Genomic DNA, 22161 nt, shown 5'->3' on the forward strand with positions numbered 1-22161 from the left:
CCCGTGCTCTGGAAACGGACACCCCTGCCGCCATCGGCGACAGGGGTGTTTTCGTGCGGGAGGACTCCGCTTCCGCCTTTGCGGGCTACTTTCCCTGCTTTTTCTCTGCCAGCCGCAACTCCCGGAAACAGTGGCGGCAGATGGGCTCGTAGCTGTCCTGTGCGCCGAGCATGACCTGCTTTTCGTCGGCCGTCAGGCGGTGCGAGTGGTGTGCGAGGTTGCCGCAGCGGACGCAGATGGCGTGGACCTTCGTGACGTACTCGGCCGTGGCCATGAGGGCTGGCATCGGGCCGAAGGGCTTGCCGGTGTAATCCATGTCGAGCCCGGCGACGATGACGCGGACGCCGCTGTCGGCCAGCTGCCGGCAGACATCCACGATGCTGTCGTCGAAGAACTGGGCTTCGTCGATGCCCACGACATCGACGTCGGAGGTCATCAGCAGGATGTTCTGGGGCGACTCCACGGGGGTCGAGCGGATGGCGTTGGCATCGTGCGAGACGACCTCCTCCTCGGAGTAGCGGACGTCGATCCGGGGTTTGAAGATTTCGACCCGTTGGTGGGCGAACTGTGCTCTTTTCAGCCGACGGATCAGCTCTTCGGTCTTTCCGGAGAACATGGATCCGCAGACTACTTCGATCCAGCCCTTTCGGCTGGCGTTTTCGAGAAACATGGATTTTTCGGGGTTTTGAAAACGTTGTCTATGGAGATCCGGCGGCCCTCACGGACCGGCCGGATCGTGTCGGTGCGTATGGATCTGCGTTTCGGCTATTTACGGACGTCACATTCGTCGATGCGTTCGATGCGGGCGCCGAGGGCATTGAGCCGCAGGTCAATATCCTTGTATCCGCGGTCGATCTGGTCGATGTTCTGAATGGTGGAGACTCCGTCGGCGGACATGGCGGCGATCAGCAGGGCGACGCCGGCCCGGATGTCGGGCGAGGTCATGCGCGTGGCGCGCAGGTTGATGCGGTGGTCGTGCCCGATGACCGTGGCGCGGTGGGGGTCGCAGAGGATGATCTGGGCTCCCATGTCGATGAGTTTGTCGACGAAGAAGAGACGGCTTTCGAACATCTTCTGGTGGATCAGCACGGCGCCTTTGGCCTGTGTGGCGACGACGAGGAAGATCGACAGCAGGTCGGGCGTCAGTCCCGGCCAGGGGGCGTCGGCGATGGTCATGATCGAGCCGTCGAGGAAGGTTTCGATGCTGTAATGGTCCTGCTGGGGGATGCAGATGTCGTCTCCGCGCTGCTCGAACCGGATGCCCATGCGGGCGAACTGGGCGGGGATGATGCCGAGGTTTTCGTAGGAGACGTTGCGGATGGTCAGTTCGGATCGGTTCATGGCGGCCATGCCGATGAAGCTGCCGACCTCGATCATGTCGGGCAGCAGGGTGTGTTCCGTACCGCCGAGGGCGTCGACGCCCTCGATGGTGAGGAGGTTCGAGGCGATTCCGGAGATCCGGGCGCCCATGCGGTTGAGCATGCGGCACAGCTGCTGCACATAGGGTTCGCAGGCTGCGTTGTAGATGGTGGTGGTTCCGCGGGCCATGACGGCAGCCATGACGATGTTGGCGGTACCGGTCACCGAGGCCTCGTCGAGGAGCATGTAGGTTCCTTTGAGCTCCTTGCCCTCGACCATGAAGAATTCGTCGGCGATGTCGAAGTTGAATCTGGCTCCGAGTTTCTGGAATCCGAGGAAGTGGGTGTCGAGCCGCCGACGTCCGATCTTGTCTCCGCCGGGTTTGGGGATGTATCCGACGCCGAAGCGGGCCAGCATCGGTCCGATGAGCATGACGGATCCGCGCAGGCGGGTGCAGCGGTTCCGGTAATCGTCGGTTTGGAGGTATTCGAAGTCGATGTCGCGGGCCTGGAAGGCGTAGGTGTCGTCGGCGAGCTGTTCGACGATGACGCCCATGCGCCGGAGGAGTTCGATGAGCTGCATCACGTCGAGGATCCGGGGGATGTTCCGGACGACGACGCGCTGCGGGGTGAGGAGTGTGGCGCAGAGGATTTGCAGGGCTTCGTTTTTGGCGCCCTGCGGGGTGATCGAACCGTGGAGGCGGTGTCCTCCTTCGACTTTGAATATAGCCATTTCGGATGTTGGTTAGGGGTTGCGGAGCGCTGTTTCCGCCGGTCGGGCCGGGTATTCCGGCCTCTTCGGCGGGGCGACTCTTCCTACAAAGATAATAGGATTTCGGGCTTTTTCCCGGGGAATTCGAAATATTTTCGTGAAAAATTTTTGCGGATCGTTTTTTTGTTGTACTTTTGCAATCCGTAAAAATGTCAGAAACAACAAAAAACAGATAGCTATGGCAATGAAGAGAACTTACCAGCCTTCGCGTCGCAAGCGGATCAACAAGCACGGTTTCCGTGCTCGCATGGCTACGGCCAACGGACGCAAGGTGCTGGCAGCACGCCGCGCAAAGGGCCGCAAGAAGCTGACCGTATCGGACGAGTCGACGTTCAAATACGCATAGTTTGTTGCAGACAGAGAGCGACAGGCCGGTTCCGCGGGGAGCTGGCCTTTTTTGATTTTTCCGAATTTTGCAGGGAATCTGAATCATGAAAACCGGACTTTCGACCGAACGACTTGTTTTGCGCCCGTGGCGTGAAGGGGATGCGGAGTCTCTTTTCGAACTGGCGCGGGATCCGCAGGTGGGTCCCGCTGCGGGTTGGCCGCCGCACCGGAGCGTTGCGGAGAGCGGCGAGGTGATCCGTACGATCTTTTCGGCTCCGGAGACCTACGCCGTCGTGTTGCGCGGGACGGATCGTCCCGTCGGATGCGTGGGGCTGCTGTTCGGGGCGTCGGCTCACTTCCCGATCGGAGCCTCGGAGGCCGAGGCGGGCTACTGGGTCGGTACCGACTGGCGGGGCCGGGGACTGATTCCCGAAGCACTGGGCGGGCTCTCGCGGCGAGCGTTCGGGGAGTTGGGGCTTACGGCGCTGTGGGGCTGTTGCTTTGTCGGGAACCGAGCGTCGCGGCGGGTGATGGAGAAGTGCGGTTTCCGCTATGTGCGGAGCGAAGCGAAGCTGCCCGTCTGCCCCGACGGATCGCAACATGCCGGAGAAGTCCTGTGCCTGACGCGCGAAGCGTGGCGGGAATCGCGGGGCATTTCCCTGCTCCGGGCCTCGGAGTCCGACATCCCGCTGCTCCGGCGACTGGCCGGCGAGGCCTTTCCGGCCACCTACCGCGAGATCCTGACCCCGGCGCAGCTCGACTACATGATGGCATGGATGTACTCCGAGGAGAGCCTCCGCGGGCAGTTCCGGGACGGCCATGTCTTCTACCTTGCGTTCCGGAACGGCGTTCCGTGCGGTTACGTGTCGGTTGAGCGGCAGGGCGAGCGGCTGTTCCATTTGCAGAAGATCTATGTCCTGCCCGGCTGCCAGGGTTCCGGCGTGGGGCGGGCTTTGTTCCGGCAGGCCGTGGAGCATGTCCGCGGGGAGTGCCCGGGCGCCTGCCGCATGGAACTCAACGTCAACCGCTCGAACCGGGCGGTGCACTTCTACGAACGGATGGGCATGCGTCGCCTGCGCGAAGGGGATTTCCCGATCGGCGGGGGCTTCTATATGAACGACTACATCATGGGGCTGGACCTCGGATAGCCGGGGCAGAGACAGCGGCCTATTCATGCGAAAGAGGGCGGGGACCGATCTCCCCGCCCTCTTCCGTATCTTGCGGACTCCCGGTTATTGCCGGGTGTAGGTGTCTCCGTCGAAGATGAGTGTATTTCCGCTGACGCTGGCCGACGCGGAGTAGACGTCGCCGTCGGAGTAGTACTGGGTCAGAATCGAGCCGTTGTAGGTATAGGTCCCGGTGTAGGTGTCGGAGTCGGATCCCAGCGATCCGGTGTAGGTTGCCGTTTCGATAAAGGATCCGTTGGCATTGAGGACCAACGTGATCACTTCGTAGGAGCTGTAACAGGCCCACGTGCCGACAATGGCCGGGTCGATCTTCTTCTTGTCATCGTCGTCGTCCTTGCACGAGGTGAAGTTGCACAGACTGGCTGCTGCAACGAACATCAGCAGAAAGAGTTTGAATTGTTTCATGTCGTTTGGGTTTTTTATGGTTTGCAGATACAAAATTAATCGGCCGCAGGGAATCGTCCGAAGGCTGCGTGTCGAGGAATATTGACGCAAACGTGGATTTTATTGACGTTCGGAATCGTCATTCCGGCTGTTTTCTCGGGGCTCGTGCGGCGTTGTTGCGGTTGGTATCTCTTTTTCGAGGGAGCTGCGGTAGTACTGGAAGAAGTCGTGGTGCAGGGCCTCCGAGATGCGCAGTAACATTTCGGTATCGATGCTTTGCCGCTTGAAGATGTCGTAGATGTTGGTTCGTTCGCAGAATAGTTTCTTGGCGAGCCAACTCACCGAACGCTCCTGCCTGCGGAACTCCTTTTCGATCAAATTTCCGATGTGTATCATACCTCTGCCGACGAAAAAAGCGCGGGATTCAAAGCCCACGTCAGAGGTATTGGACGACCTTGTAATGGGACAAAGGAAATGCCCGCGCCGGAAACGGCACAAGCACCAACCCTCATTCTCCATTACAATCGTGAAAGTGTCCAATTTTCTGACGTAAGAAGAAAAGCCGATGCGCTTTGGTTCAATCTGTCGACGGCCCGTCTGAACCGTCCGTACAAAGATAATGGATATATTTCAAAGAATCAATTGCCCGGATTCGGAATTGGCTCCGTTTATCCGGGTCCGGTCCGGTCGGTGACGGCCGGGGATTCATGACGTGGGACGCACCGAAAGGAAAAAAGGGTGTCTGCGGTTGCCGGACACCCTCTTTTGTGTTTCGAAGTATTGTTTTTGATCTCCTCTTTCCTTCCTTTCCTTCCTCTCCTCTCTTCCTTTCTTCTCCTCTGCCCTCTCTCCCTCCGGTTTGTGCTTCCGGGGACGCTTCATCCTATCTATCCTCTCTCTCTTTTTTCTCACTCACACACTCTCTTTCTCTCTTTCTCTCTTTCTCCCTTTCCCTTTTCTCCCCTCTCTCCCCTCTCTCTCTCTTCCCCCCCCCACCGGCTATGCCTCCGGGTCGTTTTTGAAGAGGTCGATTTCACCGCGCTCGACCTTCCCGTAAAGATCGGCCAACTCGGCAATCACCGGTGAGATGAATTCCAGCGTATCGGTGACGGCCGACTTGTCGCCTTCGCCCTTGATGCGGTAGAGCATGGCGGCGTAGAGCGCCCGGAAACAGAGCTCGGTGTCGCTCATGCCGGGATTCCCGATCACGGCGCGCAGACGGGGCAGTTCGGGTTCGAGCCGCGCGAACGTACGGCGGTAGTGTTCGCCGACCGGCAGCTTCATCAATTGGAGGTGCAGGTCGTGCAGGTCCTGAATCAGGTGCAGCGTGTGTTCAAGATGTCCTTTTTCCTCTTTGCCCTCCTGTTGGAGCAGGTTGGCCAGATCGAGGTACCAGAGCAGGAAGATGTGTTTCTGCTCTTCGGCGATGTCCTTGCGGGGGGCGATCAGCGTCGAGAAGATCGCCTCGGGACTGAATTGCAGAGCGCGCAGCAAATCTTCCAGCTGCCACAGGTAAAGGATATATTCGGCGATATTTTCGCGCCGTTTGGCTTTGGCAATGTCCATTTTTCTTTGAACCTCTGTTTTCTTGAATATCCGGCGCCCCGGCGTCTTCTTCCATCTCCATCTTTCCTCCCTACCACGCAGGTCCGGCGTTCCGGCGGCTCCCTGTCGTCCCCCCCCCGGCCCCTCTCCGCCCGCTATTTGATCCAGGTCTTGGGCCCCGGGCGGTGTTTGAGGAAGTATTGCTGCGATTTGAGCAGGTTGCGCGATTGGAGCACCATGTTCTTGGTCTCGGTCAGGATCGTCAGGTAGAGCATCGAAGCCTTGGTGTTCGAACGGGCCTCGTTGATGCGCGTGAGCTCCGACTTGATGGCCTCGGCGATCGACTCGAAGAGCTGGTCGCGCATCGTGAGGACGGTTTCGATCTCGGAGAAGTCTCCCTCGCGCAGCATCTGGTTGATGCGCCGGTAGATCGACTCCACGTCGTCGTTGATCGACATCAGGTCGCGGGTCTGCTCCATCGAGAGCCCTTCGTGGTTGTTGTCGATGTGCTCGAAGGCCGGACGTGTGATGTGCATCAGCGCCTTGGTCATCTCGTTGAGGTAGTCGACGACCTGCACGTAGTAGTGGGCGGTGTTGACATCCTCGCCCTGGAGTTTTTTGAGCGTCGGCAGCAGGGAGTATTTGCGCTCCCGGGAGTGGTAGAAGAGGTCGTTCGACTCCTTGACCATGTCGCGCAGGACCTTGCGGTTCTCCTTGAATACGGCGATCAGCGTGCGGTCGTAGATCTTGGTGGCGGACTCCATCGTTGTGCATACCTCGTCGCGCAGGTCGGCGATGATGTCGTCGTTGGTTTTGGCCTGCTGCCGGGCGGCGGGGCTCTCCTTGTCCTTTTTGAGGAAGTTGCTGTGGACGAGCATCCAGCCGCAGAGCAGGGTGATGACGATGAAGGCGGGGGTTCCGCCGTAGATGAGCGCGAATCCGACGATCAGGGCGATGAAGAAACCGCCGAGTGCGGTGATGAACCATCCGGCGACGACGGTCATCACGCCGGAGATGCGGTACACGGCGCTCTCGCGGCCCCAGGCGCGGTCTGCGAGCGACGAACCCATGGCGACCATGAAGCAGACGTAGGTGGTCGACAGGGGGAGTTTGAGCGAGGTGGCCATGGCGATCAGCAGGGCCGAAGTCGTGAGGTTGACCGTTGCGCGGATCATGTCGTAGGGGGCTCCGCTGTGCTCGACGTCCTCGTATTCGAACCGTTTGGAGATCGCCTCGCGGATTCTCGGGGGGACGATTCGCTCCACGCCGGCGTTGATGTTGATGGCGGCGCGCACGATCGTTCGGGAGAAGAGCGACGAGCCGTACTGCTCCTGTCCGTCGTCTCCCTGGGCCGAGAGCGAAAGTTCGGTTTCGGTGACATGCATGGCCTTCTTCGAGGTCCAGAGCGTGAGGATCATCATGGCTCCGGCGGCGAGCAGGATCAGGAAGTTCGCGGGGACATTCTCGTTGAGGGCCTCCATGAGCATTCCGGCATCGCCCGAGTGTCGGGCGATGGAGAAGGCATCGAACCCGGCGACGGGAACGCCGATGAAGTTCACGAGGTCGTTACCGGCGAATGCGAGGGCCAGGGCGAAGGTTCCCGAGAGGATGGTGATGCGCAGGATGTTGATCTTGAACCGCTGGATGAAGAAGAGCGCCAGCGAGCAGACAACCCAGCAGATGAAGATGGCCAGCAGGAGGTTGTGGTCGATCCAACGGATGAAGTCATGCCCGGCGAGAATGGATTTCAGCCCCTTGAATACGGCGAAGTAGATGATCGACGTGAGGGATGCTCCGCACCAGAGCGAACCGTAACGGCGGAATACGACCGTGTATCGGAACGAGAAGATGACCCGGGAGATGTACATGACGACGGTACCGCAGGTGAAGGCAATGACCACCGAGAGGAGGATTGCCGAGACGATACCCATGGCCCTCGACGTGTTGATGTATTGTCCGAGCGAAGCGATACCCTGTTCGGGATCGTTGGAGATCTTGTAGATCGAGACGGCGATGGCCGATCCGAGCAGGCAGAAGATGAGCGAGACGGTCGTCGACGTGGGGAGGCCCCAGGAGTTGTAGAGGTCGAGGAGGATGACGTTTGCGAACATGACGCCCAGATAGAGCATCATCACCTCGTGGAAGGTGAAGAGCCCGGGGTTGAACATGCCGCTGCGTGCGACCTCCATCATGCCGCTCGACGTCACGACGCCGACGATGATGCCGAGCGAGGCGACCAGGAGGATGACTTTCATCGAGGCGGCCTTGGAGCCGATGGCGGAGTTCAGAAAGTTGACCGCATCGTTCGTGACGCCGACGAAAAGTCCGGAGATGGCGAGAATTCCAAGGATACCGACAATGAAGGTGTAGATTTCACTCATACTCGGATGTTCTGTGCAAATTGTGAACAAATTTACTTGATTTTTCGCTATATAACGGATTTGACACGGATTGTTAACATTAATTTAACGTGGCATTGTCCGGAATGTTGTTCCGCGGGGAGCTCCGGGGCCTTTCCCCGGGACCTCCGGGCGGACAAACGAGGAGACGGGCCGCCGGAGAGGCGGCCCGTCTCGGGATCGGTTCGGTTGTTCGGCGGGGTTACTCCTCGTCGGTGTCGGTGTATGCTTTGAGGAGTTTGTCCTGCACGTCGGCGGGCACCTGCTCATAAGAGGAGAACTTCATGGTGTAGGTGGCCGAGCCGGAGGTCAGCGACGAGAGGGTCGTGGAGTATCGGTAGAGTTCGGCCAGCGGCACGAGGGCGTTGAGGCGGTCGAAACCCTTGTCGGACTCCATGCCGGCGATCATGGCGCGGCGGTTCTGCAAGTCGCTCATCACGGCGCCCATGTACTCGCTCGGGACGAGGACCTCGACGTTGTAGATCGGCTCCATGATCTTGGGACCTGCGTTGCGGAAGGCCTCCTTGAAGGCGTTCCGTGCGGCGAGTTTGAACGAGATTTCGTTCGAATCCACCGGGTGCATCTTACCGTCGTAGATCACCACGCGGATGTCGCGGGCGTAGGAACCCGTGAGCGGCCCTTCGTTCATCTTCTCCATGATACCTTTGAGGATGGCGGGCATGAAGCGTGCGTCGATGGCTCCGCCGACGATCGCCGAGTAGAATTGGAGTTTTCCGCCCCACGCCAGATCGTACTCCTCCTTGGTCTTGACGTTGACCACCATGTCGCCCTTTCCGGGGACCTTGTAGTTCTTCGGTTCGGGAATTCCCTCGTAGTAGGGTTCGATGATCATGTGCACCTCGCCGAACTGCCCGGCGCCTCCCGACTGCTTCTTGTGGCGGTAGTCGGCCTGCGCGACCTTCGTGATGGTCTCACGGTAGGGGATCCGCGGGGCGATGTACTCGTAGGAGAGTTTGTTCTCCTTTTCGATCCGCGAGCGGAGGATGTTCAGATGGTGTTCGCCCTGGCCCTGGATAATGGTCTGTTTCAGCTCCTTGGAGTATTCGACCAGAATCGTCGGGTCCTCGAACTTGGCATCGTTGAGCAACTTGCCGAGCTTCTCCTCGTCGCTCTGCTCCCTGCACTTGACGGCGGCGCGGTAGCGGGGTTCGGGGAAGACGATCGGTTCGATCGTCACGAGGTTCGAGGCGGCGGCGAGCGTATCGTTCGTGCGCGTGCCTTTGAGTTTCACCGTGCAGCCGATGTCACCAGCGGAGAGTTCCGTAACCTTGATGCGGTTCTTTCCGGCGACGGCGAAGAGTTGCGAGAGCTTCTCCTTGTTTCCGGTGCGGGTGTTGACGAGCTCGGTACCCTCGGCGATCTTGCCGCGGATGACGCGGAAGTAGGAGATTTCGCCGATGTGCTGCTCGACCTGGCTCTTGAAGACGAACGCCACGGCGGGAGCCGTTTCGTCGGCGGTGATCTCCTCGCCCTCGGTCGAGAGGAATGCGGGGGCTTTCAGCGGGCCCGGAGCGACGTTGATGATGAACTCCATGAGTCGTTTGGTTCCGATGTCGCGTTTTCCGCTGGCGCAGAAGATGGGCATCACCTCGCGTTTCGAGACGCCGATTTTGAGTCCGGCGCGGATGTCGTCCTGCGTGAGGGTTCCCTTGTCGAAATAGAGTTCCATGAGGGCCTCGTCGTGCTCGGCGGCCATTTCGACGAGCTCCTTGTTCAGTTCCGTGGCCTTCTCCATCTCTTCGGCGGGGATTTCGAGCTCTTCGCGGTGTCCGTCGTTGTCCTTGAATCGGTACATTTTCATGAGCAGGACGTCGATGAAGGCGTTGAATTCGGGACCCTGGTTGACGGGATACTGCACGATGACGGGTTTCACGCGCGAGGCGGCCTTGATGGAGTCGAACGTGGCCTCGAAGCTGGCCTTGTCGGCATCGAGCTGGTTGATGACGCCGATGACGGGTTTTTGGAGCAGGCGGGCGTAGCGGGCCTGGATTTCGCTGCCGACCTCCCATCCGTTCTGGGCGTTGAAGAGGAATACCCCGATGTCGCCGACTTTGAATGCGGAGAAGAGGCTTCCGCAGAAGTCATCCGATCCCGGGCAGTCGATGATGTTGAGTTTTCGGTCCATGAATTCGGTGAAGAGGATCGTGGAATAGATCGAGCGTTTGTATTCGTGCTCGATATCCGTGTTGTCCGAGAGCGTGTTGTTGGTCTCGATACTACCCCTGCGGTCGATGACTTTCCCCTCGTAAGCCATCGCTTCGGCAAGGGTAGTTTTACCCGTGCCGGGGGCACCGATGAGGACGATGTTCTTGATCTCTTTGGCTGAATAGTTTTTCATATTCCGAATAGTTTTAGGTATTTTGTTTCGTTTTGGGCGGCATTTGGACGGGCGGGATCCTCTCCCGTTTTTTGCGCGACTATAAATATACGAAATAATCGGGAAAAACAACCCCCGGGACGAAAAAATCGCCCTCAGGAGGCGATTTTTCGATTCAGGAAGGGAATATCGAGCCAGGTCAGGCGTTTCCAGATCCACTCCACGGGACCGTGAGAGAATCTCCGGAGCCAGAACCGCGAGAACTGATACTGGACGATGACGATCCCCGCGCCGATGAGCAGTCCGTAGACCATTCCGACCTTGCAGTAGAGGCCGGCGCCCCAGTGGTAGAAGATCGCCGTTCCGAGGATGGATTGCAGGAGGTAGTTCGTCAGGCTCATGCGCCCGATGGCCGCGAGGGGTCCGACGGCCCGTCGGAAGCCTGCGGAGGCGTACCACAGCAGGACGACCGCGGATACGAGCGCCATCGTCTGGGCGAGGTTGTACCATGCGTTGGTCATCACGCGCAATGGGCTGCCCGCTGCACCGTACCCGGGGAAGAGCACGGCGGCGATGAGGAGTCCTGCGACGAGGATCCGGCCCCAGATGCGGCGGTTTCCGGGCTCGTCGTAGAAGAGCCTCCGTCGTCCCAGCAGCAGTCCGAGGAGGAACATGGCGAGGGTCTGCGTGATGCGGCCGTTGTCGAGATACCAGGCCAGGGTGACGGGCTGCCCGTATCGGAGGCTTGCGAGCAACGCTTCGGGCAGATTTCCGCCGGTGTAGGCCGGGTTTGCGGCGGCGCTCCACGGTTCGGGGTCGACGTAGAGGTTCCCGCCGCCGCAGAGTTGGAAGAGTTCGAGGGGTTGCAGCGCGAAGAGGGCGAATGCGCCCCAGAGCCAGCGGGTCGGGAGCCGGGCGAAGAGCGGGAGCGAGAGTCCCAGCAAAGCGTAGAGAACCAGCACGTCGCCGTTGTAGAAGGCCGTGTTGACGAATCCGATGAGCAGCAGCAGGAGCATGCGCCAGCGGAACCGACGGGAGAAATCATACCCGCGCTGTGCCTGGTTGTCGTTCTGGATGTAGAAACTCAACCCGAAGAGCAGGGCGAAGATGGTGTACATTTTCCCGGCGAGGAGCCACCATACGAAGCGTTCGACGGGCTCCTCCCAACCGTCGACGAGGGCCCTGTCGAACGGGATTCCGGACCAGTAGAGGTTGAAGTGCTCGCAGGCGTGGATGAGGATGATTCCGGCCACGGCGATTCCCCGCAGGGAGTCCGCCACCTGAATCCGGGCGTTCGGCAATCCGGTCGACCGATACATGATCCGCTACCGGGTTTCGCTCCGGTACGGAGCCAGTACGGGCATGATGACCTTTTCCATGACGTCATACCCGGCCCGTGTGGGGTGTACTCCGTCGTAGGTGTATTCGGGGCGCAGCGACCCGTCTTCGGCGGCCAGTGCCGGATGGTAGTCCACCCATCCGATCCCGCGTTCTTCGGCATACTTCCGGACCCGGTCGTTGAGGTCCCGGATCTTTCCGGGGACGTCCGTCACTTCGGGGCGCCAGTGATACGCCCCGGCGGGGAGTACCGAGCAGAGGATCGGGCGGATTCCGGCGGCGAGGGCCAGCTCGGCCATCGAGACGATGTTTTCGACGATGTGTTCGGTGTCGATCGGTCCGTTGTTGAGGGCCAGATCGTTGGTTCCGGCGAGGATCACCACGGCTTTCGGACGGAGGTTGATGACGTCGGCGCGGAACCGGCAGAGCATCTGCGAGGAGACCTGCCCGCCGATTCCGCGGCAGGCGAAGTTGTTGTCGGTGAAGAACTCCGGATGGGCGTCGTCCCAGCCGTCGGTGATCGAATTTCCCATGAAGACGACGTCGGGAGCCTTTTCGAGAAGCGCATTGGCTTCGGCATAGCGGCCGTAATTGGCCCAGTCCCGGGGTTGTGCCGCGGCGAGCAGCGGCAGCGCCGCAAAAAGTGTGAAGAGGATCTTTTTCATGTGCAGATGTCGGGTTTTTCGTTGAGCGGGAGGTGTCGGGAGCGGATTATCGTCCGACGACGGCTTCCAGTTCCCCGACCGTCGCGGGGATCCGGCGGTCACCGAGGATGCGGCTTCCGGTTTCGGTCACGAGGATGTCGTCCTCGATGCGGATTCCGCCGAAATCGCGGTAGGTGTCGAGTGCGTCGTAGTTGACGATTCCCGTGTAGAGGCCTTCGGCGCGGCACTTGTCGATCAGCGCCGGGATGAAGTAGAGTCCGGGCTCGTCGGTCAGGACCGTTCCGGGTTCGAGGCGCCAGGCGGCGCGGTAGATGCAGGTTCCGGACTGTGCGGCGCGTTCAGCGATCGTTGCGAAGTCGAACGACCGTTCGCCCATGGCCTCGCAGTCGTGGACATCCATGCCGAGTCCGTGTCCGAGACCGTGGGGCATGAACATCGTCATGGCTCCGGCGGCCACGGCGTCGGCCGGGGATCCTTTCAGCAGGCCCAGTGCGACGAGTCCTTCGGCGAGGACCATGTAGGCGGCGTTGTGCACTTCGGTGTACATCATGTGGGGCTTGACGATGCGGGCCACGTGGTCGTGGGCCGCGAGGACGATCTCATAGATCTCCTTTTGTTTCTGGGTGAAGCGTCCGCTGACGGGGTAGGTGCGCGTGTGGTCCGAGCAATATCCTTCGAGGCTTTCGCCGCCGGCGTCGCACAACAGCAGCCGGCCCTCCTCCAGCACGCCTTCGGCGTTGAGGTTGTGGAGCGTTTCGCCGTGCTGCGAGACGATCGAGGGGAACGACACGCCCTGTCCGCACGACTTGGCCACCCCTTCGATGGCGCCGGCGATTTCGCGTTCGATGATTCCCGGGCGGCACATCTTCATGGCCAGCGTGTGCATGTCGTATCCGATGCGGAAGGCGCGTTCCAGGGCTTCGATCTCCTCGGCGCTCTTCTTTTCGCGCATCTCGGCGACGGCGAACATCTGGTCCACGGACTTGTAGTCGTGCAGTGCGGCGGGCTTGATTCCGAGGAGGTCCGACAACAGGAGTTTCGTTTCGCCGCGGTAGGGGGGCAGGTAGTGGACCTTGCGGCCGAGGGCGACGGCCTTGCGGACGCGGTCGGCGAGTCCGGCCAGGGGGAAGGTCGCCGTGATGCCGACTTCGGCGCCCATTTCGCGGAGTGTGGGCTGGGGACCGGTCCAGATGATGTCCTCGACGGTGAAGTCGTCGCCGTAGAGGGCCTCTTCGCCGGAGTCGGCGTCGATGAGACCGACAATCGAGGGGACGTTCAGTCCGAAGTAGTAGCGGAACGAGGAGTCCTGGCGGAAATAGTAGGCGTTGTTGGGATAGTTGTTGGGCGAGAGCGGGTTTCCGGGCAGCAGGATGATGCCGTTTCCGATTTTGGTGCGCAGCTCGCGGCGTCGTGCGACGTAGGTTTTTGCAGGGAACATAATGTGTACGGGTTTTCCACAAAGATACGAAAAGTCGCCTGCAAAACGACGGACCCGCGTGAAATTTTTGTCGGAAGCCGTTCCGCATCCCGGGAAACGGGGCCGGGATTACTCTTCGGATGGTGTTTCGGAACAGAAGTCGATGCAGGCGCCTGCCCCGTCGACCCGGACCTCGACCTCGCGGCCCATGTAGAGGGCGAGGTTGGGATCCTCATGCCCGGCAGCAACTCCGAAGACGACGGGAATGCCCAGCTCCCGGACATACGGCGCGATGACGGCTTCGGCATCGGGCACCCCGAACTTGTCGCATCCGATCGTCTTCGAGAGGTGTCCGACGAGCACGGCCCGGACCTTCCGGAGCGTTCCGTTGCGTTCGAGGCTCTGCATCATGCGGTCGATGCGGTAGGCGAACTCCCCGATCTCCTCGATGAAGAGGATCGTCGGCGTTGCGGCGTCGAGGGCTTCGGGCGTGCCGTTCGCGGCGCAGAGCACCGTCAGGTTCCCGCCGGCCAGCCGTCCGCGGGCTGTGCCGGGGCAGTTCAGCGGGTGGGGTTCCGCCTCGATGCGGCGAGTCTCGCCGAAGAGCGCCTGGCGGAGCGATTCGGCCGAGATGTCCCGCTCGTCCGGCTCCCGCTCCTTTTCATCGATCCGGAATCCCGAGGGCATCGGGCCGTGGATGCTTTCGATGCCCATCCGGCGCAGGACGAGGTGCAGCGTGGTGATGTCGCTGAACCCCACGATCCATTTGGGATTCTCACGCAGCCCCGCGAGATCCACGAGCGGGAGCAGCCGGACCGAACCGTAGCCGCCGCGGCAGGCGATGACGGCCTTCACCGACGGGTCGTCGATCATGCGTTGGAGGTCGTCGGCACGCTGGCGGTCGGTTCCGGCGAAATAGGGCTCTTCGCGGTTGGCGCAGAACGCCCCGAAGCGGACGTGAAGCCCCCAGGCTTCGATCCGTTCCCGGATGCGGGCGGTGTCGATCTTCTTGTGGAGCTTGCCGGCTGGCGAAACGAGTCCCACCGTATCTCCGGTGCGGAGGTAGGGCGGGCGGATGAAGTCGGGCGAGTCGGCGGTCCGGGTTTCGGCCCGCAGTCCGGCGGCCAGTAGCAGGAGCAGAAGTGTCGGGATCAGTCGTTTCATTTCGATTTCCGGGTTTTTCGGGCCAGCCCTTCGGGCAGGGGCAGCGAGATGCGTGCGAAACTGATGACGGCGGCGGCGACGGCGAAACCTCCGGCGATGGTCAGCGCCGCGTGGGTGCTGTTCTGCGGCACGAAGTGGAAGAGCATGGCCATCAGGGCCGCGCCGGTCGTCTGCCCGACGAGCCGGGCCGTAGCCAGCATGCCGCTGGCCGAGCCGCTCCGTGTGGGCGGCGCCGAGGCGATCAGGATGCTGTTGTTCGGTGACTGGAAGAGTCCGAATCCGGCGCCGCAGAGCACCAGCCGCCAGATGATGTCGAAGTCGGTCGGATGCTCGGGCAGCGCTGCGAGCAGGAAGAGTCCGGCAGCCATGGCCGTGAGTCCGGTTCCGCCGAGCACGCCGGCGTGGATGCGCTCCACGAGCATGCCGGCAGCGGGGGCGACGACCATGATGACGGCGGGCCAGGCGGTGAGCAGCAGCCCGGTCTGCACGTCGTCGTATCCGCAGGCGTGTTGCAGGAAGAAGGGCAGGGCGACCATGGCGAGCATCTGGGCGAGGAACGAGCAGATCGACGTGAGGACCGAGACGGCGAAGATCGGGATGCGCAGCAGGTCGAACGGCAGGATGGGATAGGTCTCGCGAAGCTGGGTGCGGATGAAGAAGAACCCGACGATGAGCAGGGCGGCGATTCCGACCGAGAGGATCCGGGGGTCGAGACCGTGGGAGAAGCCTTCGACGGAGCCCATGAGCAGGCCGAAGGTCAGGGCGTTCATCAGAGCATCCCGCCAGTCGAAGCGGTGTCTGCGGTCCTTGACGGGATTTTCGGGGAGGAATCGGAGGCTGATTCCCAGGGCCGCGAGTCCGATGGGGATGTTGACGGCGAAGAGCCAGGGCCAGTCGGCGACGGAAAGGATTCCGGCGGCGAGTGTGGGTCCGGCGACCGACGACACGGCGACGACCGTGGCGTTGATTCCCATGCCGCGTCCGAGCTGCGCCTTGGGGTAGATGAAGCGGATGAGGGTGGTGTTCACGGAGGTGATGGCCGCGGCGCCGAATCCCTGCATGACGCGGGTCAGGACGAGTGTCTGGAACGATCCGGAGAGGGCGCAGCCGACGGACGCCACGGTGAAGAGCATCAGACCGCCGATGTAGACCTTGCGGCATCCGATGACGTCGCCGAGGGCGGAGAACGAGAGCAGCGAGACCATGATGGCGAGCTGGTAGGCGTTGACGATCCAGATCGAGTCGGCGGCGGAGATGCCGAGCCGGGCGCCGATGGTGGGGAGCGCGACGTTTGCGATGGTGCCGTCGATGACCGAGAGGGAGACGCCGAAAGCTACGGCGAGGATGGCGCCCAGACGTCGGGGCATCGGAACGCCGTCCGCAGGTCCGGATATGTTCGGATAGGGATGCATCGACCGCAAAGGTACGAATAAAATAGGGTTGCTGTTCGCCGATTGGCTTCGGGCGCGCTTTTTCCGTGCGGTTTCCCCGCTATTCGGCATCGACGAATTTGTAGAGTTGGTCGCCGCGTCGGATGATGCCGGGGGTGCGGATGGCGCAGAGTTCGCCCTGGGCTACGGTCTCGCAGGGATTGCCGTCGGGACCGTGGAGCTCGGCGAGCGTCTGCTCGGCGACGCCGGTCGTGGCACCGAGGAAGAAGATCGCATCGCCGACGCTGACCGGCGACGCCTCGACGGCTACCTCGGCGACGGAGAGTTTCTTGTAGAAGTTCACCACCTTGCCGACATAGACCTTGCGCCGGGTGGCCGAAGATCCGTAGGCGGGGCTGTGCTCGACGACGGGGCGTCCGGCGTAGTATCCCTCCCAGAATCCGCGGTTGAAGACCTCGCGGAGCCGCTCTTTCAGTCCGGCGGCCAGCTCCGGGGTGTACTCCCCGGCCTCCAGGGCTTTCAGGGCTTCGTCGTAGCACGATACCACGCGCTTCACGTATTCGGCGCCGCGGGCGCGACCCTCGATTTTCAGGACCCGGACCCCGGCCGCCACCATCTTGTCCAGGAAGTCGATCGTGCAGAGATCCTTCGGCGAGAGGACGTAGCGTCCGTCGATGTCGAGCTGCGCGCCGGTCTCCTTGTCGGAGACGGTGTATTTGCGGCGGCACAACTGGCGGCAGGCGCCGCGGTTGGCCGAACAGCCGGTTTCATAGAGCGAGAGGTAGCATTTCCCGGAGATCGACATGCAGAGTGCTCCGTGAGCGAACATTTCGATCTCGACCAGTTCGCCGCGCGGTCCGCGGATCTGCTCCGCCTCGATCCTGCGGTGGATCTCGGCGACCTGTCCGAGCGAGAGCTCCCGGGCCAGCACTACCGTGTCGGCCCATTGGGCGTAGAAGCGCACGGCTTCGGAGTTCGAGATGTTGCATTGGGTCGAGATGTGGACCTCCTGCCCGATCTGCCGGGCATAGCGGATGGCGGCCATGTCCGAGGCGATGACGGCGTCGACCCCGGCCTTCCGGGCGCGGTCGATGACGGCGTGCAGGTCGCCGATCTCCTCCTCGTAGACGATCGTGTTGACCGTCAGATAGGCCTTTACGCCGGCGCGGTGGGCTTTTTCGACGATGCGTCCGAGGTCTTCGAACGAGAAGTTCGCGGCCGACGCCGAGCGCATGTTGAGCTTTCCGACTCCGAAGTAGACGGCGTCGGCTCCGGCCTGGATGGCCGCGGCCAGTGATTCGTACGACCCCACGGGGGCCATGATCTCGATGTCGGAACGCTTCATGAGGGAATCAGTGTTTGCGGTCCATCAGCCCGGCGGCGAAGTCGCGCATCCGTTTCGTGCGTTCGGGTCCGGCCGAGAGGGTGTCGAGGATTGCGAGCGCGCGTTCGAAACGCAGCGAGATCTGCTGTTCGGTAAGCCGGGGGATGTCCAGCCGGTCGTAGATCGCCTTCACGGCCGCGATTTTCTCCGTGTCGGAGAGCGTCGGGTCGCGGTGGGCGTTCCGCAGCACTTCGCGCGTGGCTTCGTCGGCGTGGCTCATGGCCGTGATCATCAGGTAGGTTTTCTTGCCTTCGAGGATGTCCCCGCCGATTGCCTTTCCGAGGCGTTCGTCGCCGTAGCTGTCGAGCAGGTCGTCCTGCAACTGGAAGGCCAGTCCCAACTCGACGGCGAAGCGGCGGAGTTTGCGGCAATCCTCCTCGGAGGCGCCGCCCAGCATGGCTCCGATAACGACGGACCCGGCCAGCAGGACCGAGGTTTTGAGTTCGATCATGTGCATGTATTCGACGACGGAGACTTTTGCCTTCTGTTCGAAATCCATGTCGTACTGTTGTCCTTCGCAGACTTCGAGGGCCATGGTGTTGAATGTGGTCAGGACCTGGGGCAGATGCTGCGGGGCGATGGCGTTCAGCAGCCGGTATGCGCAGATGAGCATGGCATCGCCCGAAAGGATGGCGACGTTCTGTCCCCATTTGGCGAATACCGAGGGTTTTCCGCGGCGCATGGCGGCGTTGTCCATGATGTCGTCGTGCAGCAGGGTGAAGTTGTGGAACATCTCGACGGCCGCGGCTGCGGGCAGGGCGCGCTGCATATCGTCGGAGAAGATGCCGCAGGCGAGCATCAGCAGCATGGGGCGGAGCCGTTTTCCGCCGCCGGCGAGCGAATACCCGATGGGTGCGTAGAGGAGTTCGGGCTCGGCCGGGAATTCGGTCTGGGCCAGATAATTTTCGATGATTTGGAGCAGCTGGTCGTTGTTTTGCATGGTTCGGAGGTGTTTTTCGACGGAAAACCGACCCAAAATTAGAAAAAAACTTTGGAGTGGCCGAATTTTCGCTTAACTTTGAAAGGATAAAATCGACATTGAACCTACTTAATCTGAATATTGCTATGAAAAAACTCGCGATCGGGGTGGATATCGGCGGCATCAATACCGCGTTCGGCCTCGTGGATGAAAACGGCGATCTGTATGCCGAATCGGTCATTTCGACCAAGAAGTACCCCTACGTGGACGACTATCCGGCCTATGTGGAGGATCTCTGCGACTCGATGAAGGCGCTGGCCCAGAGCGTCTCGTTCGACTACGAACTGATGGGTATCGGCATCGGGGCGCCGAATGCGAACTACCACAAGGGGACGGTCGAGACGCCGGCGAATCTGTGGCGTTTCAGGGAGAGCGATACGGACCGGAATCCCGAGCGGCGTCTTTTCCGCCTGGCGGAGGACATCTCGCAACGCTTCGACGGCCAGAAGGTGCTCGTGACGAACGATGCGAATGCGGCGACCATCGGCGAGATGATCTACGGAAATGCCAAGGGCATGAAGGATTTCGTGATGATCACGCTCGGTACGGGTCTCGGTTCGGGATTCGTGGCCAACGGCGAGATGATCTACGGGCACGACGGTTTCGCGGGCGAGTTCGGCCACGTGATCGTCGAGCACAACGGTCGTGAGTGCGGCTGCGGCCGCCGGGGCTGTCTGGAAACCTACGTTTCGGCAACGGGCATCAAACGCACGGCCTTCGAGCTGATGGCGACGATGACCGCCCCGAGCAAACTGCGCGACATTGCGTTCAGCGACCTCGACGCTTCGATGATCTCGGCCGCCGCCGAGCAGGGCGATCCCCTTGCGAAGGAGGCCTTCCGCCTGACGGGCGAGATGCTGGGCCGTGCGCTTGCCGATGTGGTCACGGTGACCTCTCCGGAGGCGATTTTCCTCTTCGGCGGGCTTTCGAAGGCCGGGAAGCTGCTCTTCGATCCCACGCAGTGGTACATGGAGGAGAACATGCTGTTTGTCTTCAAGAACAAGGTGAAACTGCTCCCGAGCGGTATCCAGGGCAAGAATGCCGCCATCCTCGGCGCCTCGGCCCTGATCTGGCAGGAGCAGTCGAAATAAACTCCGGGCGACCGGTTTTTCCACGGGCGAAGTTTCCGAACTTCGCCCTTTTTGAAAACTACTGATACCCAAAACCTATGAAAAGACTGATTGTTTTGGCGGCCGCACTGATGGCGTTCTGCACGGTCGCCGCCCAGATGCGCTTCGTGGATGCCACGGAGCTTACGCTGATCGGCAAGGCGCTGCCGACCTCGCATCCCTACCATCGGATCGACACGACGCGCTACAAGGGTTTCACGAAGTCCGAGAACCAGCAGATCCGCTGTTCGGCGGGCCTGGCCGTGGTCTTCCGGACCAATACCACGCGTCTCGACCTGCTGCCGGTCTACACCTCGTTCGTCTATGGCGGGGCGAGTACGCCGCGGGTCGCTTCGGAGGGGTTCGACCTCTACATCCGCCGCGACGGCGAGTGGGTCTATGCCTCGTCGCTGGCTCCCGGGAAGCGCGGCCGGGCCTTCACGCTGATCGGCGAGATGGATGATGCGGAGAAGGAGTGCCTGCTCTACCTTCCGAATTACAGCGAGCTGCTGTCGTTGCAGATCGGTGTGGACGAAGGGGCGCGGATCGAAGCGATGGAGAATCCCTTCCGGCACAAGATCGTGATCTTCGGGTCGAGTTTCACGCACGGCGTGAGCACGAGCCGTGCGGGGATGAGCTACCCGATGCAGATCGAGCGCAATACGGGGCTCTATTTTTGCAGCATCGCATGCAGCGGGAACTGCAAACTCCAACCCTATTTTGCGGATTATCTGGGGGATGTGAAGGATGCGGATGCGATTGTTTTCGACGGATTTTCGAATCCGGATGCGAAGATGATCCGCGAACGGCTGCTGCCGTTCATTGCGCGGATCCGTGCGAAGCTGCCCTCGACGCCGCTGATTTTCGTGCAGACGATCTACCGCGAAAGCGGAAACTTCAATCTCGGCAGCCGTTCCCGTGAGGAGGCGAAGCAGGCTGCGGCCCGCGAGATGATGGCGAAGGCGATGGAGGAGTTCGACAACGTCTACTTCATCGACAAGGCGAATCTGACGGGTACGGACCATGTGACGTCGGCCGACGGGACGCATCCCTCGGATCTGGGTTACTGGCGCTGGGCGCAGAATCTGCAACCCGAGTTGTTGAAGGTACTCCGCAAATGCGGGATTCGCTGATCGGGTGATTTGCGGCTTTGCCGGGCCGGCTTCGTTGAACTGTCGGCATTCCGGTTCTCGGAACCTGCTGATCCGCTGATCCGCTGATCCGGGACTCCGGAAGTCCGCTTCCTGCGAAAAAATCCCTGCAACAATCTTGTTGCAGGGATTTTTTCGGCCTTTTCCGGTTTCGATTTCTCCCGGTGTGGCGCTCTCCCGGTTTCGATTTCTCCCGGTGTGGCGCTCTCCCGGTCCCGTTCTCTCCCGGTGTTGTGCTCTCCCAGTCCCTGTCTCTCGGCGTGGCCTTCTCCCCCCCCCGGGTTATTTCATGACGATCTGGTTGCTGCCGATCAGACGGCCTTCGGAGTAGAGCTCGATCGTGTAGGTCCCGGCCGCAAATCCCGTCGAGTTGAAGAAGATGCCCACTTCGAGGTCCTGGTTCTGGTAGTCGATCTCACGCATGGCCGAGTAACTCAACCGTTCGCCTTCGAACTCGAAGGTCGGCATCGCTTCGGTGGTCAGCACATAGCCGTCGGGCGATGTGATGCGCACGTAGATGGCCCTGTTTCCGGGCGTTGCAAGCTCGTTGGCCGAGAGCACGAAGTCCACGCGCAGCCGCGATGCGTTCTTCACCCGCGATACGGAGTTCCCGCGGTCGTTGAGCGCCGCCAGCCGGATGTCGCGGGCCCGGAGCACGGATCCGACCTTGACCTTGTTGTCGAGTTCGGCGGCCTTCTCCTCGGCCATTTCGGCCCGGAGTTTGGCCGTGGAGATCTCCTTGCGGTATCCGACGTTCTCCTTGATGAGCTGTTTGTTGAGCGTGTTGAGCGAGTCGATCTGCCGGACGTATCCCTTCATGATGGAGCGCAGGGTCCCGACCTCCTTTTCGTACTGCTTGATCTTGGCGAGGTTCCACGAACGCTCCTTTTTGAGCCGGGTCATCAGCGAGTCGGCGCGTTCACGTTCGATGTCGAGTCCCCGGGAGATCGAGTCGTTCGTGATTTGGAGGTTGTCGTAGTCGTTCATCAGGCGGCCGAGATCGTTCTGGATCGAGTCGCGGTCGGCCTGCAAGAGTTCGTTGTCGATCATCTGCTGGCGGTGGATGCTGAAATAGAGCGCCGAGATCGCCACGAGGATGACCGAGAGGATGATGATGACGATGCGGTATCCGCGGATGGATTTTCCGGCGTCGGGCTGCGGCGTCATGTAGTCGTCGTCTTCGAATTCCGAGGGGTCGTATCCCTGTCTGTTTTCCATAGAAGGTTCGTTTTGGCGGTGCGGGGGCCGCATCG

General features: G+C 61.1%; 19 protein-coding genes and 1 pseudogene. 5 read left to right on the forward strand and 15 right to left on the reverse strand.

Annotated features, from left to right (window positions below):
* Window positions 1-85: 85 nt before the first annotated feature.
* Both B5G16_RS01360 and murA read right to left on the reverse strand, forming a co-directional pair.
* Window positions 86-670, reverse strand: a complete 585-nt coding sequence (locus tag B5G16_RS01360; RefSeq protein ID WP_087260320.1) for a thymidine kinase — start codon at window positions 668-670, stop codon at window positions 86-88.
* Window positions 671-765: 95 nt separating this feature from the next.
* Entirely contained in the window at window positions 766-2091 is a 1326-nt protein-coding gene (gene murA / locus B5G16_RS01365; RefSeq protein WP_087260322.1) for a UDP-N-acetylglucosamine 1-carboxyvinyltransferase, read from the reverse strand.
* Window positions 2092-2314: 223 nt separating this feature from the next.
* On the opposite strand from murA, the gene rpmH reads away from it, so the two are divergent.
* The 3 genes and pseudogenes from rpmH (at window position 2315) to B5G16_RS12825 (ending at window position 3605) form a co-directional block, all read left to right on the forward strand.
* Entirely contained in the window at window positions 2315-2476 is a 162-nt protein-coding gene (rpmH, locus tag B5G16_RS01370) for a 50S ribosomal protein L34 (RefSeq protein ID WP_010261331.1), read from the forward strand.
* An 85-nt stretch (window positions 2477-2561) separates the two neighbouring features.
* Window positions 2562-2996: pseudogene (locus tag B5G16_RS12820) on the forward strand (GNAT family N-acetyltransferase); the annotation flags it as partial.
* A 114-nt stretch (window positions 2997-3110) separates the two neighbouring features.
* Entirely contained in the window at window positions 3111-3605 is a 495-nt protein-coding gene (locus B5G16_RS12825; protein WP_239405915.1) for a GNAT family N-acetyltransferase, read from the forward strand.
* Between the two features lie 84 nt (window positions 3606-3689).
* Here B5G16_RS12825 and B5G16_RS01380 read toward each other — a convergent pair whose 3' ends face one another.
* The 12 genes from B5G16_RS01380 to B5G16_RS01435 all read right to left on the reverse strand — a co-directional run bounded on the left by B5G16_RS01380 (window position 3690) and on the right by B5G16_RS01435 (window position 18609).
* Window positions 3690-4049: a lipocalin family protein gene (locus tag B5G16_RS01380; protein ID WP_087260326.1), complete on the reverse strand. Its 360-nt coding sequence runs from the start codon at window positions 4047-4049 to the stop codon at window positions 3690-3692.
* A gap of 99 nt (window positions 4050-4148) precedes the next feature.
* Window positions 4149-4424 carry an XRE family transcriptional regulator gene (locus B5G16_RS01385; protein WP_239405905.1) on the reverse strand — a complete coding sequence of 92 codons (276 nt, stop codon included), beginning with the start codon at window positions 4422-4424 and terminating at the stop codon, window positions 4149-4151.
* Window positions 4425-5027: 603 nt separating this feature from the next.
* A complete protein-coding gene (locus tag B5G16_RS01390; protein WP_087260329.1) occupies window positions 5028-5594 on the reverse strand; it encodes a DUF4924 family protein in 567 nt (188 codons plus the stop codon).
* A 134-nt stretch (window positions 5595-5728) separates the two neighbouring features.
* Complete coding sequence (locus tag B5G16_RS01395; protein WP_087260332.1) at window positions 5729-7954, reverse strand: inorganic phosphate transporter; 2226 nt, start codon at window positions 7952-7954, stop codon at window positions 5729-5731.
* 220 nt (window positions 7955-8174) lie between these two features.
* Complete coding sequence (locus B5G16_RS01400; RefSeq protein ID WP_087260334.1) at window positions 8175-10331, reverse strand: elongation factor G; 2157 nt, start codon at window positions 10329-10331, stop codon at window positions 8175-8177.
* 134 nt (window positions 10332-10465) lie between these two features.
* Window positions 10466-11629 carry a DUF418 domain-containing protein gene (locus B5G16_RS01405; protein ID WP_087260336.1) on the reverse strand — a complete coding sequence of 388 codons (1164 nt, stop codon included), beginning with the start codon at window positions 11627-11629 and terminating at the stop codon, window positions 10466-10468.
* A 6-nt stretch (window positions 11630-11635) separates the two neighbouring features.
* A complete protein-coding gene (locus B5G16_RS01410) occupies window positions 11636-12313 on the reverse strand; it encodes a GDSL-type esterase/lipase family protein (RefSeq protein WP_087260338.1) in 678 nt (225 codons plus the stop codon).
* Between the two features lie 46 nt (window positions 12314-12359).
* Window positions 12360-13751 (reverse strand): aminopeptidase P family protein, encoded by a 1392-nt coding sequence (locus B5G16_RS01415; protein ID WP_087260340.1) that lies wholly within the window; start codon window positions 13749-13751, stop codon window positions 12360-12362.
* A 108-nt stretch (window positions 13752-13859) separates the two neighbouring features.
* A complete protein-coding gene (locus tag B5G16_RS01420; RefSeq protein ID WP_087260342.1) occupies window positions 13860-14894 on the reverse strand; it encodes a S66 peptidase family protein in 1035 nt (344 codons plus the stop codon).
* Complete coding sequence (locus B5G16_RS01425) at window positions 14891-16261, reverse strand: MFS transporter (protein WP_087260519.1); 1371 nt, start codon at window positions 16259-16261, stop codon at window positions 14891-14893. Before B5G16_RS01425 ends, B5G16_RS01420 begins: the two co-directional genes overlap by 4 nt.
* A 124-nt stretch (window positions 16262-16385) precedes the next feature.
* A complete protein-coding gene (locus B5G16_RS01430; RefSeq protein ID WP_087260344.1) occupies window positions 16386-17630 on the reverse strand; it encodes a peptidase U32 family protein in 1245 nt (414 codons plus the stop codon).
* 7 nt (window positions 17631-17637) lie between these two features.
* A complete protein-coding gene (locus B5G16_RS01435) occupies window positions 17638-18609 on the reverse strand; it encodes a polyprenyl synthetase family protein (protein WP_087260346.1) in 972 nt (323 codons plus the stop codon).
* Window positions 18610-18734: 125 nt separating this feature from the next.
* Between B5G16_RS01435 and B5G16_RS01440 the strand changes: the two genes are divergently transcribed.
* Window positions 18735-19739: an ROK family protein gene (locus tag B5G16_RS01440; RefSeq protein ID WP_087260348.1), complete on the forward strand. Its 1005-nt coding sequence runs from the start codon at window positions 18735-18737 to the stop codon at window positions 19737-19739.
* Between the two features lie 77 nt (window positions 19740-19816).
* Window positions 19817-20890 carry an SGNH/GDSL hydrolase family protein gene (locus B5G16_RS01445; RefSeq protein ID WP_087260350.1) on the forward strand — a complete coding sequence of 358 codons (1074 nt, stop codon included), beginning with the start codon at window positions 19817-19819 and terminating at the stop codon, window positions 20888-20890.
* A gap of 300 nt (window positions 20891-21190) precedes the next feature.
* Here B5G16_RS01445 and B5G16_RS01450 read toward each other — a convergent pair whose 3' ends face one another.
* On the reverse strand, window positions 21191-22126 hold the full coding sequence (locus tag B5G16_RS01450; protein WP_087260352.1) for a hypothetical protein: 936 nt from the start codon (window positions 22124-22126) through the stop codon (window positions 21191-21193).
* Window positions 22127-22161 lie beyond the last annotated feature (35 nt).

It is taken from the genome of Alistipes sp. An66 (genome assembly GCF_002161445.1).
Classification (GTDB): Bacteria; Bacteroidota; Bacteroidia; order Bacteroidales; family Rikenellaceae; genus Alistipes; species Alistipes cottocaccae.

What these genes read in the sequence shown, in the direction of transcription:
- B5G16_RS01360 (WP_087260320.1), bottom strand. Translation starts at nt 670, where the DNA reads ATGTTTCTCGAAAACGCCAGCCGAAAGGGCTGGATCGAAGTAGTCTGC.
- murA (WP_087260322.1), bottom strand. Translation starts at nt 2,091, where the DNA reads ATGGCTATATTCAAAGTCGAAGGAGGACACCGCCTCCACGGTTCGATC.
- rpmH (WP_010261331.1), top strand. Translation starts at nt 2,315, where the DNA reads ATGAAGAGAACTTACCAGCCTTCGCGTCGCAAGCGGATCAACAAGCAC.
- B5G16_RS01380 (WP_087260326.1), bottom strand. Translation starts at nt 4,049, where the DNA reads ATGAAACAATTCAAACTCTTTCTGCTGATGTTCGTTGCAGCAGCCAGT.
- B5G16_RS01385 (WP_239405905.1), bottom strand. Translation starts at nt 4,424, where the DNA reads ATGATACACATCGGAAATTTGATCGAAAAGGAGTTCCGCAGGCAGGAG.
- B5G16_RS01390 (WP_087260329.1), bottom strand. Translation starts at nt 5,594, where the DNA reads ATGGACATTGCCAAAGCCAAACGGCGCGAAAATATCGCCGAATATATC.
- B5G16_RS01395 (WP_087260332.1), bottom strand. Translation starts at nt 7,954, where the DNA reads ATGAGTGAAATCTACACCTTCATTGTCGGTATCCTTGGAATTCTCGCC.
- B5G16_RS01400 (WP_087260334.1), bottom strand. Translation starts at nt 10,331, where the DNA reads ATGAAAAACTATTCAGCCAAAGAGATCAAGAACATCGTCCTCATCGGT.
- B5G16_RS01405 (WP_087260336.1), bottom strand. Translation starts at nt 11,629, where the DNA reads ATGTATCGGTCGACCGGATTGCCGAACGCCCGGATTCAGGTGGCGGAC.
- B5G16_RS01410 (WP_087260338.1), bottom strand. Translation starts at nt 12,313, where the DNA reads ATGAAAAAGATCCTCTTCACACTTTTTGCGGCGCTGCCGCTGCTCGCC.
- B5G16_RS01415 (WP_087260340.1), bottom strand. Translation starts at nt 13,751, where the DNA reads ATGTTCCCTGCAAAAACCTACGTCGCACGACGCCGCGAGCTGCGCACC.
- B5G16_RS01420 (WP_087260342.1), bottom strand. Translation starts at nt 14,894, where the DNA reads ATGAAACGACTGATCCCGACACTTCTGCTCCTGCTACTGGCCGCCGGA.
- B5G16_RS01425 (WP_087260519.1), bottom strand. Translation starts at nt 16,261, where the DNA reads ATGCCCCGACGTCTGGGCGCCATCCTCGCCGTAGCTTTCGGCGTCTCC.
- B5G16_RS01430 (WP_087260344.1), bottom strand. Translation starts at nt 17,630, where the DNA reads ATGAAGCGTTCCGACATCGAGATCATGGCCCCCGTGGGGTCGTACGAA.
- B5G16_RS01435 (WP_087260346.1), bottom strand. Translation starts at nt 18,609, where the DNA reads ATGCAAAACAACGACCAGCTGCTCCAAATCATCGAAAATTATCTGGCC.
- B5G16_RS01440 (WP_087260348.1), top strand. Translation starts at nt 18,735, where the DNA reads ATGAAAAAACTCGCGATCGGGGTGGATATCGGCGGCATCAATACCGCG.
- B5G16_RS01445 (WP_087260350.1), top strand. Translation starts at nt 19,817, where the DNA reads ATGAAAAGACTGATTGTTTTGGCGGCCGCACTGATGGCGTTCTGCACG.
- B5G16_RS01450 (WP_087260352.1), bottom strand. Translation starts at nt 22,126, where the DNA reads ATGGAAAACAGACAGGGATACGACCCCTCGGAATTCGAAGACGACGAC.